The sequence below is a fragment of the Tenacibaculum geojense genome, assembly GCF_042676005.1.
Lineage (GTDB): Bacteria > Bacteroidota > Bacteroidia > Flavobacteriales > Flavobacteriaceae > Polaribacter > Polaribacter geojense.
In genome coordinates, this window is the sequence record NZ_JBHTJR010000017.1 from 65,761 (window position 1) to 82,526 (window position 16,766).

Annotated in this window: 17 protein-coding genes; 7 read left to right on the forward strand and 10 right to left on the reverse strand. The window is 30.9% G+C overall.

The window, feature by feature from the left end; genetic code table 11:
- Positions 1-3: 3 nt before the first annotated feature.
- Positions 4-1,776, reverse strand: a complete 1,773-nt coding sequence (gene argS / locus ACFQ1U_RS02575) for an arginine--tRNA ligase (protein WP_386105001.1) — start codon at positions 1,774-1,776, stop codon at positions 4-6.
- Positions 1,777-1,882: 106 nt separating this feature from the next.
- Between argS and ACFQ1U_RS02580 the strand changes: the two genes are divergently transcribed.
- Together ACFQ1U_RS02580 and ACFQ1U_RS02585 are read left to right on the forward strand one after the other, a co-directional pair.
- Positions 1,883-2,380, forward strand: a complete 498-nt coding sequence (locus tag ACFQ1U_RS02580) for a YkgJ family cysteine cluster protein (protein ID WP_386105003.1) — start codon at positions 1,883-1,885, stop codon at positions 2,378-2,380.
- 70 nt (positions 2,381-2,450) lie between these two features.
- The gene (locus ACFQ1U_RS02585) at positions 2,451-3,290 is read left to right on the forward strand and encodes a sterol desaturase family protein (protein ID WP_386105005.1); all 840 of its coding nucleotides are present in this window, start codon (positions 2,451-2,453) and stop codon (positions 3,288-3,290) included.
- On the opposite strand, the gene ACFQ1U_RS02590 is transcribed toward ACFQ1U_RS02585, so the two are convergent.
- Positions 3,268-3,858: an adenylosuccinate lyase gene (locus ACFQ1U_RS02590; protein ID WP_386105007.1), complete on the reverse strand. Its 591-nt coding sequence runs from the start codon at positions 3,856-3,858 to the stop codon at positions 3,268-3,270. The two genes, ACFQ1U_RS02585 and ACFQ1U_RS02590, sit on opposite strands and share 23 nt — an antisense overlap.
- A 45-nt stretch (positions 3,859-3,903) precedes the next feature.
- On the opposite strand from ACFQ1U_RS02590, the gene ACFQ1U_RS02595 reads away from it, so the two are divergent.
- The 3 genes from ACFQ1U_RS02595 to ACFQ1U_RS02605 all read left to right on the forward strand — a co-directional run bounded on the left by ACFQ1U_RS02595 (position 3,904) and on the right by ACFQ1U_RS02605 (position 6,901).
- Positions 3,904-4,605, forward strand: coding sequence for a toxin-antitoxin system YwqK family antitoxin (locus ACFQ1U_RS02595; protein ID WP_386105009.1), 702 nt, complete (start codon positions 3,904-3,906; stop codon positions 4,603-4,605).
- A gap of 80 nt (positions 4,606-4,685) precedes the next feature.
- The gene (mnmA, locus tag ACFQ1U_RS02600) at positions 4,686-5,873 is read left to right on the forward strand and encodes a tRNA 2-thiouridine(34) synthase MnmA (RefSeq protein WP_386105011.1); all 1,188 of its coding nucleotides are present in this window, start codon (positions 4,686-4,688) and stop codon (positions 5,871-5,873) included.
- An 86-nt stretch (positions 5,874-5,959) separates the two neighbouring features.
- On the forward strand, positions 5,960-6,901 hold the full coding sequence (locus ACFQ1U_RS02605) for an NAD(P)H-dependent flavin oxidoreductase (protein ID WP_386105013.1): 942 nt from the start codon (positions 5,960-5,962) through the stop codon (positions 6,899-6,901).
- A gap of 34 nt (positions 6,902-6,935) precedes the next feature.
- Here the strand turns inward: ACFQ1U_RS02605 and ribB are convergent, their stop codons facing one another.
- From ribB to tpx, 6 genes are all read right to left on the reverse strand, one after another.
- Positions 6,936-8,072, reverse strand: coding sequence for a 3,4-dihydroxy-2-butanone-4-phosphate synthase (gene ribB / locus ACFQ1U_RS02610; protein WP_386105015.1), 1,137 nt, complete (start codon positions 8,070-8,072; stop codon positions 6,936-6,938).
- 2 nt (positions 8,073-8,074) lie between these two features.
- Positions 8,075-9,523, reverse strand: a complete 1,449-nt coding sequence (locus tag ACFQ1U_RS02615) for an LptF/LptG family permease (RefSeq protein ID WP_386105017.1) — start codon at positions 9,521-9,523, stop codon at positions 8,075-8,077.
- 103 nt (positions 9,524-9,626) lie between these two features.
- The gene (locus tag ACFQ1U_RS02620) at positions 9,627-10,283 is read right to left on the reverse strand and encodes a LolA family protein (RefSeq protein WP_386105019.1); all 657 of its coding nucleotides are present in this window, start codon (positions 10,281-10,283) and stop codon (positions 9,627-9,629) included.
- A 29-nt stretch (positions 10,284-10,312) separates the two neighbouring features.
- Complete coding sequence (locus tag ACFQ1U_RS02625) at positions 10,313-12,784, reverse strand: DNA translocase FtsK (protein ID WP_386105021.1); 2,472 nt, start codon at positions 12,782-12,784, stop codon at positions 10,313-10,315.
- 28 nt (positions 12,785-12,812) lie between these two features.
- Positions 12,813-13,196, reverse strand: coding sequence for a diacylglycerol kinase family protein (locus ACFQ1U_RS02630; RefSeq protein WP_386105023.1), 384 nt, complete (start codon positions 13,194-13,196; stop codon positions 12,813-12,815).
- A gap of 1 nt (position 13,197) precedes the next feature.
- Positions 13,198-13,695 (reverse strand): thiol peroxidase, encoded by a 498-nt coding sequence (gene tpx / locus ACFQ1U_RS02635; protein WP_386105025.1) that lies wholly within the window; start codon positions 13,693-13,695, stop codon positions 13,198-13,200.
- Between the two features lie 86 nt (positions 13,696-13,781).
- Here tpx and ACFQ1U_RS02640 point away from each other — a divergent pair, with 86 nt between their 5' ends.
- Both ACFQ1U_RS02640 and ACFQ1U_RS02645 read left to right on the forward strand, forming a co-directional pair.
- A complete protein-coding gene (locus ACFQ1U_RS02640) occupies positions 13,782-15,140 on the forward strand; it encodes an MATE family efflux transporter (protein WP_386105027.1) in 1,359 nt (452 codons plus the stop codon).
- Positions 15,127-15,351 carry a hypothetical protein gene (locus tag ACFQ1U_RS02645; RefSeq protein ID WP_386105029.1) on the forward strand — a complete coding sequence of 75 codons (225 nt, stop codon included), beginning with the start codon at positions 15,127-15,129 and terminating at the stop codon, positions 15,349-15,351. Before ACFQ1U_RS02640 ends, ACFQ1U_RS02645 begins: the two co-directional genes overlap by 14 nt.
- Positions 15,352-15,398: 47 nt before the next feature.
- On the opposite strand, the gene ACFQ1U_RS02650 is transcribed toward ACFQ1U_RS02645, so the two are convergent.
- Positions 15,399-16,169 (reverse strand): peroxiredoxin-like family protein, encoded by a 771-nt coding sequence (locus tag ACFQ1U_RS02650; RefSeq protein WP_386105031.1) that lies wholly within the window; start codon positions 16,167-16,169, stop codon positions 15,399-15,401.
- Positions 16,170-16,278: 109 nt separating this feature from the next.
- Positions 16,279-16,761, reverse strand: a complete 483-nt coding sequence (locus ACFQ1U_RS02655; RefSeq protein WP_386105033.1) for a hypothetical protein — start codon at positions 16,759-16,761, stop codon at positions 16,279-16,281.
- Between the last annotated feature and the right edge of the window lie 5 nt (positions 16,762-16,766).

Consider the following 16,766-nt stretch of genomic DNA (forward strand, 5'->3'; position numbering starts at 1 on the left):
AATTTACATTCTCTCAGGAACCTGAATTCCTAATAAGTTAAATGCCGATTTTATAGTATCTGCTACCTTTTTAGATAACTGGACTCTAAAAACTTTTTTATCTTGATTTTCTTCTCCTAAAATAGATACGTTTTGGTAAAAAGAATTAAACTCTTTTACCAAATCATAGGTGAAATTAGCAATTAACGCAGGTGAATAATTAGCTGCTGCTTGCTGAATTACTTCAGGATATAATTCTAATTGTTTAATTAATTCTTTCTCTTTATTATGTAAATCGATGTTTACTTGTTGAGAATAATCAAAATCAGCTTTACGTAAAATAGACTGAATTCTAGCATAAGTATATTGTACAAACGGGCCAGTATTTCCTTGGAAATCTACCGACGCTTGTGGGTCAAATAAAATACGTTTCTTCGGATCAACCTTTAAAATAAAATACTTTAAAGCTCCCATTCCGATGATTTTGTACAATTCCTCTTTTTCTTCGTTGGTATACCCTTCTAACTTTCCTAATTCTTGTGAAATTTCACGAGCCGTATTAGCCATCTCAACCATTAAATCGTCAGCATCTACCACTGTTCCTTCACGAGATTTCATTTTTCCAGAAGGTAAATCCACCATACCATAACTTAAATGATATAATTGTTCTGCCCATGAATATCCTATCTTTTTTAAGATTAAGAATAGTACTTTAAAATGGTAATCTTGCTCGTTACCAACGGTATATACCATCCCGTTTACTGTTGGATAATCTTTTACACGTTGAATAGCAGTACCTATATCTTGTGTCATATACACTGCTGTTCCGTCTGAACGTAATACAAGTTTTTCATCAAGTCCATCATCGGTTAAATCACACCAAACAGAACCATCTTCTTTTTTGTAAAAAACACCTTTAGTAAGTCCGTCTTCAACCACTTCTTTACCTAAAAGGTAGGTGTTACTTTCGTAGTATAACGCATCAAAATCAACCCCTAAGTTTTTATAAGTAACATCAAAACCGTTGTAAACCCATTGATTCATGGTTTTCCAAAGCGATGTTACAGCTTCATCACCAGCTTCCCATTTACGCAACATTTCTTGTGCTTCCAGTAAAAGAGGAGCTTCTTTTTTAGCATCTTCTTCGGTTTTACCTTGAGTTACTAAATCTGCAATTTGCTTTTTATATTCTTGATCAAATTTTACGTAGTAATTCCCAACCAATTTATCACCTTTTAATCCGGTAGATTCAGGTGTTTCACCGTTGCCGAATTTTTCCCAAGCCAGCATTGACTTACAAATGTGAATTCCACGATCGTTGATAATTTGGGTTTTATATACGTTTTTCCCCGATGCTTTTAAAATTTCAGCAACCGAATATCCTAACAAGTTGTTACGGATATGACCTAAATGTAAAGGTTTATTGGTGTTTGGTGATGAATATTCAACCATAACGGCATCGTTTTCTGAAGGATTAACGTATCCGAAGTTTTCATCCGTAGCAATGGTATTAAAAAAGTTTATATAAAAACTATCATTTATCACTAAGTTTAAAAAACCTTTAACTACGTTAAAATCAATAATATCAGTAACATTTTTAACTAAATAGTTTCCAATATCTTCACCTATTTGTACTGGGTTTCCTTTTTTGTAACGTAATAAAGGGAAAATTACAACGGTAATATCTCCTTCAAAATCTTTGCGAGTTGCTTGGAATTCTACCGATGGAATTTCGGTTTCATATAGACTTAAAAAAGCTTCTTTTACTTTCGCTTCAAGTAACGATTGAATGTTCATTGGTTAGAAAAACCTTTTAATTGATTAAAAAATTAAGCAACAAAATTACATAATTTTATTTGTTTTTCAGTCTGTTTTTAGTTGATAATAATTGTAGTTTTGTAGTATGGATAAAGATTTAGAGAATCTTAAGAAACTGGCAGGAGATAAGCTAGCTGAAAACAAAAAGTATTTTCAGAAATTAAAAAAGAGAACACCAAAACGTTTGGACTTACTTGTGCAAGAAATTCATGAGGAAGAGTTTGAACGTACCGACTGTTTATCTTGTGCAAATTGTTGTAAAACAACATCTCCCATGTTTACGTATAAAGATATAGAGCGAATTGCGAAACATTTAAAAATGAAAGTAGCAGATTTTAAAGATCAATATTTACAAATTGATGAAGATGATTTCCATGTTTTAAAAACAGCTCCATGTCCATTTTTAGATTTAAGTGATAATTCATGTTTTATTTATGATGTTCGTCCTAAGGCATGTGCTGAATATCCTCATACCAATCGTAAAAAGTTTATTCAACTAGCTAATTTAACTATCAAAAATACGGAGGTTTGCCCAGCTACTTATAGAATTGTAGAGGAATTAAAAAAACGATTACCAAAATAATATTCATCTGATTTTATGACTTTTTGAGTGTTTTAAAGATAATTCTTATTTTAGAAAAAATATTTATCTATTGGAAACACTAATTAATTACTTTGAAAATATTCCGTCTTTACATAGAAGCTTAATTTTAATATGCGGAATTACTTTCTTTTGGTTATTAGAAGGAGCAATACCTTTATTTAATTTCAACTATAAAAAATGGGAGCATGCATTACCTAATTTATTTTTCACTGGCACCACAGTAATTATAAATTTTGCATTGGCTTTTTTGTTATTAAATACCGCTGATTGGGTAACAGCAAATGATTTTGGGTTAATTAATTGGTTGCCTGAAATGCCTTTATGGTTATACGTATTGTTAGGTGTATTGTTTTTAGATTTTTTTGGAGCTTATTTAGCGCATTTAGTGGAACATAAAGTAAAACCACTCTGGATGGTGCATTTAGTACATCATACCGATCATAAAGTGGATACTACCACAGCAAATAGACACCATCCTATAGAAAGTGTAATTCGTTTTGTATTTACATTGTTAGGTGTGTTTTTAGTAGGAACACCAATTGGTATTATTATGTTATATCAATCGTTATCGTTAATAGCAACACAATTTACTCATGCTAATATTAAAATGTCTTCCAAAATAGATAAATTAATTAGTTATGTATTAGTTTCTCCAGACATGCATAAGGTACATCATCATAATTTATTACCGTATACAGACTCTAATTATGGAAATATATTTTCTATTTGGGATAGGTTATTAGGAACTTACAAAGAGTTAGATAGAGACAAAATTGTGTATGGAGTTGATACATTTCCTGATGAGGTTACCAATAGTAGTCTAAAAGAATTGTTAAAACAACCTTTTCAAGGTTACAGAAAGCCAACTAATTTGGAAGAATTGAATTAGTTTTATTAATTAACTTCATTATTTTTTTACCTCTAGCTTCACAACCTTTACTTTGATGAATTACATCTTTTTGGATAATTGTATAAAGTTCTGAGTGAATCCAATTACTATTTTTTCCAAATAAATATAAAGTGGTCATGGTGTATGCCTTGACCGCTATTTTTTGTTCTGTAATTAACCAATCAAATCCAGTTTCTATAATTTTTTCAATATTATCAGCGCTTAATTTTTGTTGAATTAAATTAGGTTGTTTTTCTGTGTATGAAATAGCTAAAAGTTCACAAACTTTTGCGCATGGCCTTTTAGAACTATCAAATTTAAGTGTATGTAAATTATCACAAAAATAAGTTAAGTGCGGTATGATATAATCAATATTATTATGTGAACATATCCATTCTAAAATCCAAGCAGCTTTTATTGATAGTTTATTTTCTGTTTTAAAAACAAAATACACAAGCTCTTTAATAAGTGTTTTTTCATTTATAATAATTTTTGCAGCTTTAATTCTGTGCGCTTTTGCGGCATTTACTACATCTGTTAAAATAGCATCTAAATTTTTTGAGCTCAACTTGGTATGGTTTATGTATATTTGTTTATAAATTTTAAGAATATTATGATAAAGATAAGAAGACAATTTTTAGCAATAACCATTGCTTCCCTTTTTTTATCTGTAGCTATAAAAGCCCAAGAAGTTAATCAGTTAGATGCTAACGGTAAAAGAACTGGTGTTTGGCGTAAATACTATGAAAATGGTAAATTACGTTACCAAGGCCAGTTTAAAAATGGTAAAGAAATAGGTGTTTTTGAGTTTTATGCTCCACATTCTTCATATCCATCAATAATTAAAGAGTTTTCTGAAAATTCAGATACAGCAGTTGTAAAGTTTTATGAAAAAACAAGGTTGAAAACCATCGGCAAAATGATTGGTAAAAATAGAGAGGGAAAATGGACTTACTATTTTTCGGATGGAACTAAGATTTTTTCTGAAGAAAACTACATAAACGGAAAATTAAACGGAATTCTTAAAAATTATTATGCTAACGGTAATTTAACAGAAGAAACGTTCTATAAGAATGGTCAAAAAAACGGATTATCTAAAATATATACCGAAAAAGGTATCTTAATAGAAGAAGTTTTATATGAAAATGGAAAGCTGAACGGTGCTGCTAAGTATTTTGATTTAAAAGGAAATCTTAAGGAAAAAGGAATGTATAAAGATGGTGCAAGAGAAGGAAAATGGGAGTTTTATGTAGACGGAGAGCTCTCAGACAAACCTAAAGAGAGAAAAACACATTCCATAAAAAAAAAACAATAAAACCTATCAATAGCATCATTGGTTAAACTGATGTGACAATCTGTAACAAATTCGTAAATTTGCACCCTAAATTATAAAAAATGAAAAGAGTAGTTGTAGGGCTTTCTGGAGGTGTAGATAGTAGCGTAACTGCATATTTATTAAAAGAACAAGGGTATGAAGTTATTGGCCTTTTTATGAAAAATTGGCATGATGATACAGTAACAATTTCAGATGAATGCCCTTGGTTAGAAGATAGTAATGATGCTATGATCGTTGCTGAAAAATTAGGAATTCCTTTTCAAACGGTTGATTTAAGTGAACAATATAAAGAACGTATTGTTGACTATATGTTTGACGAATATGAAAAAGGTAGAACTCCGAATCCAGATGTGTTATGCAACAGAGAAATTAAGTTTGATGTTTTTATGGATATAGCTCTTGGTTTAGGAGCAGATTATGTAGCTACAGGCCATTACTGTAGAAAAGCTGAAGAAGTTATTAACGGAAAAACTGTGTATAAATTATTAGCAGGTAAAGATAATAATAAAGACCAGTCTTACTTTTTATGTCAACTTTCACAAAATCAATTATCAAAAGCATTATTCCCTATTGGTGAATTAACAAAGCCAGAGGTTAGAGCTATAGCAAAAGAAGCCGATTTAATTACCGCTGAAAAGAAAGATTCTCAAGGCTTGTGTTTTATAGGAAAAGTAAGATTACCAGACTTTTTACAGCAAAAGTTACAACCTAAAGAGGGAGTTATAGTTCAAATTCCAGAGAGTTTTAATAGCTATACGAAACAAGCTCCTGTATTTGAATCAAAAGAAGATGAATTGCGTTATTTTTCTACAAAATATGCTTATAATTTAGAAGATGGTAAAGTAGTAGGTAAACATCAAGGTGCGCATTATTTTACAAAAGGACAACGTAAAGGTTTGGCTGTTGGAGGTACAAAAGAACCACTTTTTGTAATTGAAACTGATGTTGATCAAAATATTATTTTTACAGGAGAAGGTAAATCACACAAAGGTTTATACAGGAATGTATTATTTGTAACTAATGAAGAATTACATTGGGTACGAGAAGATTTAGCTTTAGTACCTGGTGAAACTATGGATGTTGAAGCTAGAATTAGGTATCGCCAAAAATTAGAAAAAGCTAGACTTCATAAAGTTGAAAATGGTTTATTTGTTGAATTCTCTAATCCACAATCAGCCATACAAGAAGGACAATTTGTTGCTTGGTATGTAAATGAAGAGTTATTAGGTTCTGGTGTTATATCATAGAAAACCTACTAAAATATAATAATAAGTAACCTCGATTTTATCGAGGTTTTTTTGTAGGTACTATTTAATCATTGTAAATTTACTATATGCAAAATAAAATAACAGAACTATTTAATATACAATATCCAATTATTCAAGGTGGAATGATTTGGGTAAGCGGATGGAAATTAGCTTCTGCCGTATCAAATGCTGGTGGATTAGGATTAATTGGAGCAGGATCTATGTATCCTGATGTATTAAGAGAGCATATTCAAAAGTGTAAAAAAGCAACTAATAACCCTTTTGGAGTTAATGTACCTATGTTGTACCCAGATATTGAACAAATAATGGATATAATAGTAGAAGAAGGTGTTAAGATTGTATTCACTTCAGCCGGGAATCCAAAAACATGGACTCAGTTTTTAAAAGATAAAGGTATTACAGTGGTACATGTAGTAAGTTCTGTAAAGTTTGCTTTAAAAGCCGAAGCTGCTGGTGTAGATGCTGTGGTTTGTGAAGGTTTTGAAGCTGGTGGACATAACGGAAGAGAAGAATCTACAACATTTACGTTAATTCCTATGGTGAAAGAACAAGTTAAAATACCTGTTATTGCAGCTGGAGGAATAGGATCGGGAAGAGGAATGTTAGCAGCTATGGTACTAGGTGCTGATGCTGTTCAGGTTGGAAGTAGGTTTGCAGCTACAGTAGAATCTTCAGCACATGAAAACTTTAAGCAAACTATAGTGAATGTTAAAGATGGAGATACACATCTTACTTTAAAAGAATTAGCTCCTGTTAGGTTGGTTAAGAATAAGTTTTTTAATGATGTTCAAGCTTTATATCAGTCTGGAGCAAGTGTTGATCAATTAAAAGAGCTTTTAGGAAGGGCAAGAGCCAAAAGAGGGATGTTTGAAGGGGATTTAGAAGAAGGCGAGCTAGAAATTGGTCAGATTGCTGGTATAATTCATGAAATTAAACCTGCCAAAGAAGTTTTAAATGAAATTATAGATGAATTTAACTCTGTTAAATCAATATTACATACTTTATAAAAAAAGAGGCAGTATTTACTGCCTCTTTTTTTATTTAATAATTTATATAGTCAACAATTTCTAAACCATAACCAATCATTCCAACACGTTTTTCTTGTTTAGTGTTAGAAACCAGTTTAAGTTTATGAATGTTTAAATCGTGTAAAATTTGAGCGCCAATACCAAAGTCTTTATTATCCATAACAATACCAGGAGCTTTCATTTCTCCGTTTTCTTGGTTTGTTTTTAAACCTTTCAATCTGTTCAGTAAGTTTAACGATTGGTTTTCTTGATTAATAAATAAAATTGCACCTTTGCCTTCTTCGTTAATAACTTTAAACATACGATCTAACTTTTGATCGGCATCGTTAGTAAGTGTTCCTAAGATGTCATTATTTACTAAAGTAGAATTTACTCTGGTAAAAATAGGTTCATCTTTACTCCAAGAACCTTTAGTTAAAGCGATATGAACTTGGTCATTGGTAGTTTGTTGATAGGCTCTTAATCTAAATTCACCAAAACGTGTTTGAATATCAAAATCTTCTTTCTTTTCTATTAAAGAATCATGCTCCATTCTATAAGCAACTAAATCTTCAATAGAAACTATTTTTAAATCGAACTTTTTAGCTACTTCAATAAGTTGAGGTAAGCGAGCCATAGTACCATCTTCATTCATGATTTCAACGATTACTCCAGCAGGCTCTAAACCAGCTAGGCGAGCAAAATCAATGGCAGCTTCTGTATGACCAGTTCTTCTTAAAACTCCACCTTCTTTAGCTTTTAAAGGAAATATATGTCCAGGTCTGGCTAAATCAAAAGGTTTGGTTTCATCGTCTACCAAAGCCTGTATTGTTAAAGCTCTATCGCTAGCTGAAATTCCAGTTGTTACTCCTTTACCTCGTAAATCTACTGATACAGTAAAAGCAGTTTCCATAGGATCGGTATTATTATTAACCATCATTCCTAACTCTAATTCTTTACATCTGTTTTCAGTTAATGGAGTACAAATTAAACCACGACCGTGTGTAGCCATGAAATTAATCATTTCTGGAGTTGCTTTTTCAGCAGCAGCAACAAAATCACCTTCATTTTCTCTGTCTTCATCATCAACAACTATTATTACCTTTCCATTACGAATGTCATTAATAGCTTCCTGAATGGTGTTAAGTTGTATTTTAGTTTGTGTTGTCATTGTTATAGTGTTTTCTCTTTTTTTGAGAATGTGTTTTTAAAGAAATTTTTAATGTTTGATAGTATTCCATTTAGGTTAACCATACCTTTGTCTTGTGCAGCTCTTATTGTTAAAAAGATAGCTAATGGAGACATTATAGCCATAGCAAGCCAAGCTCCTGTAATTGCGGTTAATGAACTTTCTTCAGCCAAATTACGACCAAATGTGTTTGAAAAGAAATAGGTAACATAAATGGCAATAGCAAAAATCATAGGTAGGCCCATACCTCCTTTTCTAATTATAGAGCCTAATGGAGCACCAATAAAAAAGAGTAGTAAACATGATAATGAAAAGGCTACACGATTGTAAAACTCTATATCATATAGGTTTAATACTTTTCTTTTATGTTTAAATGAATCTTTATTTGATTGTATATTGTTTAAGGTTCTATCTACTTTTGCTACAGCAGCATTTAAAATATTTCGCTTATCTGTGTCATCAAAATTATCTAATATAGGAGCGCTAATTTTATCGTTTTTTAAAGAATCAGCTACACTATGTAAATCCTCTGCATTAACATTTAACAATAGGTTTTTTGCCCTTGTTTTTACAAACTCATCATAATTATTTTTAAGTGTAGGGAGTGTGTCTTTTAGTTGAGCTAAACTCAACATGTTATAGTTAGATTTATATTTTACATCATCTAAGCCATCGTCAGAAAAAGAAGAGATATCAATATTTATCGTATACTCATCAAAATCTGCATATGAGGCTGGCATCTTTTTTCTTTTTTGATAAGAAGTTTGATTATTTATATGATGTTCAAAAAAATGTCCATTTTTAAGAATTAATGTCATGTATCTACTTCCTTCTTCAGAAACCAATTCACCGTTTTTTGCTGTAATAATTTTATTATTTCCTTTCTTAGAAGAAAGATCATAAATCATTACATTTTTCAGTAGATTATCTTCTTCACCATATTTTTCATCAAATTTAATTTGATAATCTGGAATTTCAGTGTTAAAACTACCAGGTACTAAAGCTAGAGCAGGCTGCTTCTTTTTAATGTTCATTCGTAGGTTTAATTGTTTTAAAATAGCATACGGATATACATAATTTAAAAACAAAAAGTTTATCGAACTTAAAAAGATGGCAAGAAATACTAAAGGTCTAATCATACGTTGTAACGATACTCCAGCTGATTTTGCTGCTGCAAACTCATAGTTTTCAGATAATGAACCTAATGTCATTATAGATGATAGTAAAACACCAATAGGTAAAGCTTGCGGAGCAACAAACAGCATGGTATACCACAAAAACTTTAAAATAAACACCATACTAATTCCTTTACCCGCAAAATCGTCAAAAGCTTGCCATACTGCTTGCATCACAAGTACAAATAAGATTATAAAGAAGGTAGCTAAAAAGGGTATTAAGAAACTCTTTAGTATGTATTTATCTAGTAATTTCACAATTGCAAATGTACTAAGGTTCGATGTAAAAAACACAAAAGTTTTGTTAATAGACTAAAAAAATCATTAACAAAACTTTTATGAATGTAAGTTATATTAAAAGTTAATCAATTAAATAACCTTCTTTAAGGTATTTAGCCTTATTAAAGTTAAATAAATTTGAAGAGATAGCTTTATCGCTTTCAAATTTATTAATAGTAAAAGTGGTAACTGCCCCGTTAGATCCTTTTTGAACTAACTTGTAGATATGTTTTGTTTTAGCATCGATACCTAATTGAACTTTTACGATATCAGAATTACTATCAATAGGAGTTAAATCAACTAATTGAATTTTTCTACCGCTATTGTTTTCTAGCTTTCCCATTTTATAATTGTAACCATCTTTATAAAATGTTAATAATTTAGAAGGATAAATAAAACCATCTTCTTCTTCTAAATCACCATCTGTAATGCTTACTTCTTTTTCTTCTTTATTTACAATTACAAGACGTTTACCATCAAAAATAAAGTTATTTCCTAAGTAGTCTAAGTTGTATTTTTCTCCAGCTAAGGTAATATTACCTCTTATTGGAGGATCATTAGTAATACCAGCTTCCTCATTAACAAGAGTAGAGGAGAAGCCAATAGTCATGTTTTTATAAGCACCCATTTTAGTTGAAACTTCATCTAAAAGAGCTTTTGCTTTTTCTGAAGAATTTTGTGCAGTAATGTTAGTACTTATAAAAATTCCTAAAAATAAAATGGCTAATTTTTTCATCATTTCTTGGTTTCCTTATCGGTTTGTTTGTTTTATTGTTGTTTTTCGTTTTCTAATAATTGTTCTAAAGAAATTAAATCAGGTACTAAAACTTGTCTTGCTTTACTACCTTCAAAAGGACCTACAATACCTGCAGCTTCTAATTGATCTATTAATCTACCAGCACGGTTGTATCCTAATTTTAATTTACGTTGCAATAACGATGCCGAACCTTGTTGAGCTGTCACAATTATTTCAGCAGCATCTTTAAACAATTTATCTCTGTCTTGAATATCAATATCAAGATTTGTGCCACCTTCTTCACCAACATACTCTGGAAGTAAGTGCGCTTCTGGATATGCGCGTTGTGAACCAATAAAATCGGTTATTTTTTCTACTTCTGGAGTATCCACAAAGGCACACTGAATACGAACTAGGTCATTTCCGCCCGAATATAATAAATCTCCACGTCCGATAAGTTGATCAGCACCAGGAGCATCTAAAATTGTTCTACTGTCTATTTTAGAGGTTACCCTAAAAGCAATTCGTGCTGGGAAGTTTGCTTTAATAATACCTGTAATTACGTTAACAGAAGGTCTTTGTGTAGCAACAATTAAATGTATACCAATAGCACGTGCTAATTGAGCTAAACGAGCAATGGGTGTTTCTACTTCTTTACCAGCCGTCATAATTAAATCTGCAAATTCATCAATAACCAAAACAATGTATGGTAAAAATTTATGTCCGTTTTCAGGATTTAATTTTCGAGCTTTAAATTTAGCGTTGTACTCTTTAATGTTTCGTACCATTGCAGATTTTAATAAATCATAACGGGCATCCATTTCAATACATAAAGAGTTTAAGGTGTTTACTACTTTAGTTGTATCGGTAATAATTGCTTCTTCTGCATCGGGTAATTTAGCGAGGTAATGACGCTCTATTTTATTAAATAAAGTAAGTTCTACTTTTTTAGGATCTACCAATACAAATTTTACTTCAGCTGGGTGTTTTCTGTACAATAATGATGTTAAAATAGCATTTAAACCTACCGATTTACCTTGACCGGTTGCTCCAGCCATTAAAAGGTGAGGCATTTTAGCTAAATCTACCACAAAAGTCTCATTAGAAATTGTTTTACCTAACGCAATAGGTAATTGCATTTGGCTTTCTTGAAATTTTTTAGAGGTAATTACAGAATGCATAGAAACAATGGTTGCCTTTTTATTAGGTACCTCTATACCAATGGTTCCTTTACCTGGTATTGGTGCAATAATACGAATACCAAGAGCAGATAATGATAAGGCGATATCATCTTCTAAGTTTTTAATTTTTGAAATTCTAATACCAGCTTCAGGTACAATTTCATATAAAGTAATTGTGGGTCCAACTGTTGCTTTAATTTGTGCAATACCAATTTTGTAGTTTTTCAGTGTATCTACAATTCGGTTTTTATTTGCTTCAAGTTCTTCAGGGTCAATAGAAATACTTTCGTTGTATTGTTTTAAAAGATTAAAAGTAGGGAACTTGTAATCACTTAAATCTAACTTAGGGTCAAATTCGCCAAAATCTTTTACTAGTCTTTCAGATAAGTTTTCAGTAGAGTGTTCCTCTTCTGTAACTTTTTCAATATCAATATCTACTTCTTCTTCATGTTCATCTTTTGTATTGTTAGTATCTGTTATGCTTGGTTCAGCTTGAGGAATATCTACTTTAACTTCAATAGTTTCATCTTTTGTACTAGTTTGCTCAACGTTTGAGTGATGATTAATTGTTGGTTGTAGATTTTCCACAGACAATTCAAAATCAGACTTTATTGTTTTCACTTTTTCAGATGATGAAACTTCATTTTTTACTGTTGAGCTGCTAACTTCATTAACAGTTTCTTCTGTAAAGTCATCAGCAATACTGTTAGACAAAGCTTCTTTTTTATTTTTAATGTTTTCTGCAATTTTTTCTGGAGTAATTCTAAATCGGATTACCAAATAGGCTATAAAAAAGAATGTTAAAATGATTGCTAACCCAGTTTTACCAACAAATGTTTGTAAATAATCGTTTATTTCATAACCAACAAGCCCAGATAAAACCGCATATTTTTTGTGTACGTAGCCTAATGTAATTGCCACCCATAACATGCTTAACAAACCCCAATTCCATGAGGTTACAATTTTTTTAACTTTTGCTGTAAATACTAAACTAACACCCGTTAAAAACACTAAAAAAGGTAGTAAAAACGCACCTAAACCAAATCCGTTGTAAATTAAAACATGACTAAGTTTAGCACCAATTTTACCCAATAAGTTTTTGGTGGCTAATTTTTTATTAGCAAATTGAGTAAGGGTACTTTGATCTTCTTGCCAAGAAAAGAAAAATGAGATAAAAGCAATCAGCAAAAAAACAGCAAAAAATATTAAAAATGCTCCAATTATGGTTTGGGTTTGTCTATTTTTAAAGAAAGTAGATACTTGAGTTACTACCGATTTATTACCAGTTGTTTTCTTACTTTTTATTGTTGTTTTTTTTGCCATTCAGATGAAATTAATTTTCGGGATAAATTTATGTAAACAATAACGAAATTTTAGGTACATAAATTATAGCGGCTATTATTAAGGCAATAATTGCAGCAAAAGCTGGGGCTCCGGCTGCAATATCTTTAATAAAACCTATTTTTTTGTGATAATTAGGATGTATAAAATCGGAAATTTTTTCTACGGCAGTATTTAAAGCTTCTGCTACTAAAACCAAACCAATGGCTAAAAACTGAATCATCCATTCCATAGGGTTTATAGAAAAGATAAAGCCTAAAATAGTAATTAGTACCGCAGCAATTACCTGAACTTTAATACTGTCTTCCGTTGTGATTAAAAGCCACAGCCCTTTTAAAGCATATTTTACACTTTTTAACCGACCTTTTACAAAACCAACATCAGGGTTTTTCATGTTAAAGTTTGTTAAATGCTGCTTCGTAATTTGGTTCGTCAGCAATTTCAGCTACTTGTTCTGTATGAGTAATGGTACCATTTTCATCAACAACTATAATACAACGTGAATGTAAGCCAGCTAATGGTCCGTTGTTAATTTCTAATCCATAATTTTTTCCAAACGCACCTTCAGAAAAATCAGATAGCATTACCACATTGTCTAAACCTTCAGCTCCACAAAAACGACCTTGAGCAAAAGGTAAATCTCTAGAAATACATAAAACCGCAGTATTATCTAATTGAGAAGCCTTTTCGTTGAAGTTTCTTACAGAAGTAGCACAAGTACCTGTATCTACACTTGGAAAAATGTTTAAGATTAATTTTTTACCTTTAAAATCGTTTAATGATTTTCTTGATAAATCACCTGCAACTAAATTAAATTCAGGTGCTTTAGTACCAACTTCTGGTAAATTTCCACTTGTTTCTATTTCGTTTCCTTGTAAAGTTATTTTTGCCATTTTTAGGTAGTTTTTATTATCATCAAAAGTAATTAAAATCTGCTAAATTACCCTATCTTCGCAGTCTTAAAATCAAAAATAGCACGGTGAATTTATCTAACTATACATCAGAATTTAAGAAAAACTTAAGCATTGCTTACCCTGTAATGTTAGGGCAATTAGGACATGTTTTAGTAGGATTGGCAGATAATTTAATGGTTGGTAAATTGGGTGCAGCTCCATTAGCGTCTGTTTCTTTAGCAAATGGTTTAATGTTTATCTTTTTATCATTAGGTATTGGTTTTAGTTTTGCAATAACACCACTTATTGCAGAGGCTGATGGAGAAAAGAATACTGAAAAAGGAAGTATTATTTTTAAACACGGAATATTTTTAGCTACTATTTTAGGATTTGTGATTTGCTTTTTAATGTTAGGGTCACAAAATTTAATGTATTACATGCAGCAACCTACGGAGGTTGTGGAATTAGCAAAGCCTTACTATCAAGTAATCGCTTTTTCTATGGTACCTGTTATGATTTTTCAAGGGTTTAAACAGTTTGCTGACGGTTTGTCTTTAACAAAGTATGCTATGCGAGCTACTATTATAGCAAACATTATTAATGTGTTTTTTAATTATGTTTTAATTTATGGTGAATTAGGTTTTCCAGAATTAGGAGTGGTTGGATCTGCTTACGGAACATTATTTTCAAGGTTTTTTATGGTAGGTTTTATGATATTTATTGTAGTTAAAACAAAATCTTTTAAACCTTACATAGTTAATTTTTCATTTAAAAACATCGAATTACCTATAGTTAAACGAATTTATAATTTAGGATATCCTACTGCCTTACAAATGTGGTTTGAGGTTACCTTATTTGCATCAGGGATTTTTATTGCTGGAGTTTTGGGTACTAATTCTCAAGCAGCAAATCAAATTGCACTTAATTTAGCATCTATGACTTTTATGATTGCTGTAGGGTTGGGTGTAACAGCAACCGTTAGGGTTGGAAATCAAAAAGGATTACAAAATTTTAAAGAGTTAAGAAGAGTAGGATTGTCAATCTTTATATTAATGATTTTTATTGATTTGTTTTTTGCTCTTTGTTTTGTTGTATTTAAAGATATATTACCAACTTTTTATGTAGATAACATACAAGTTGTAGAAACTGCTGCTACTTTAATTATAATTGCTGGTTTTTTTCAGTTGTCAGACGGAATTCAAGTGGTTGTATTAGGAGCTTTAAGAGGTATGCAAGATGTTAAAATTCCTATGGGAATTACTTTTATTTCTTATTGGGTAATAGGATTTCCAATTTGTTATTATTTAGCATTGCATACACCATTAAAAGCGGTAGGTATATGGATAGGTTTGTTGGTTTCATTAACGGCATCGGCAATATTATTGTATCTTCGCTTTAACAAATTAACACGCAAATTAATTGTAGAAAAACATGAACTTACCTAAATTTTTATTAGCAGATAACAGTAATCATCCGGAAGATATTTTTGTTTTACATACAGAGTATCCTCGTTTTTTAATTAATTTAAAAGATGATTCTGTAGAGTGGTTTGAAGATCTTTCAGGAGAAAATGAACAAGATTTAGCGAATGAGTTAGAGCAACTTATTGAAAAAGCTGGCGCTTTTTATGACACCGAAATGGAAGGCTTAGATTAAATAAATGATTATAAAAAAAACTCCGCTAACAGCGGAGTTTTTTATGATTATATATTTTTAAGAACCTTAGTTAATTCTGAAGGTTCTGCTCTGTTTCTGTAATCAGCGTCTAAAAAGGCATAAATAATTTTTCCTTCTTTGTTAATTATGTATGTTGCAGCTAAAGGTAATTCGTTTTTATCATTACCATTGTAAGTATCTACACCAAACGATTTATTGTAAATATCAGCTACTTCATCTGTTAACTTAAAAACAATACCATATTCTTTGGCAATTTTATTATCAATATCACTTAAGACATGAAAATCTAATTCATTTTTTTCTGTAGTAGATAATGATTTATCGGGTAACTCTGGAGTTAATGCTACTAAATTAGCACCATTGGCTTTAAAATTAGGTAATTCGTTTTGTAACTGTTTTAATGTTAAATTACAGTACGGACACCATCCGCCTCTATACCAAGTTAAGACAATTGGACCTTCTTTTAATAATTCTTGTAATTTAATAGAGTCGCCCGTTGCATTGGTTAATGTGAAATCTGGAGCAATATCACCAACATTTTTAGCTTGCGTAATAATTCCGCTTTTAGCTACTGCTTCTATTCCTTCTTTGTAAATTTGTTTCTTTTGTTCATCAGCTTTTGCTGCAAAATCTTTCTTGCGAGCTTCTAAAGCATCTTTTAAGGGAGTAGCAGATGTTGTTTCTTGAGCTTTTGCTTCAACTTCTGTTTGTTGTTTTTCTGATTTTTCGGTATTGTTTTTACATGCAACAGCAAATAAAACAATAACACTCATTTTTAGTAAATGTTTTTTTTTCATGATTTAATTGTTGGGGGTGATTACGTGATTTTCAAAGTTACTAAACAAGTTTTAGTATACTTGTTATAGAAGTATTAAAGTTGATTGTACTGTGTTTATAAATACAATACTATTCTTCTTTGCTTTCTATAAGTTTTTTTGCTTGTTCTTTCCAATTGTCGCGTACAATTCTACCAGGAAAAAATTGAATTAATTCGGTTACAGCATTAATATCATCATTTGTAAATTTACTTATTTGATCAAAAGTATATATACCAACACTGTTGAGTTTTTTTTCTAAAAAAGAGCCTATTCCGTTAATTTGTGTTAAGTCGTCTTTATTTTCCTCATCAGCTTCACCAAAACTTTTAAAGTTTAAAGGTTTAGGAGCTTTGATTTCTATGCCGCCACGTTCAACGGTTTTTCGAGCTCTAATAGTTACTTGCATTTCATCTTTTAACTCAGAAATGGTTTGTGAACTTTGTTGTAATTCTGATTGATATTTGTTTCTGTAATAAAACCAAGCGAATATATAGCCAATTAGAAAAGAACCGAACATCCAGATAAACAATTCTAGAAAGTGATAGGTTTCATTGGTTATAAATAAATTCATTATGT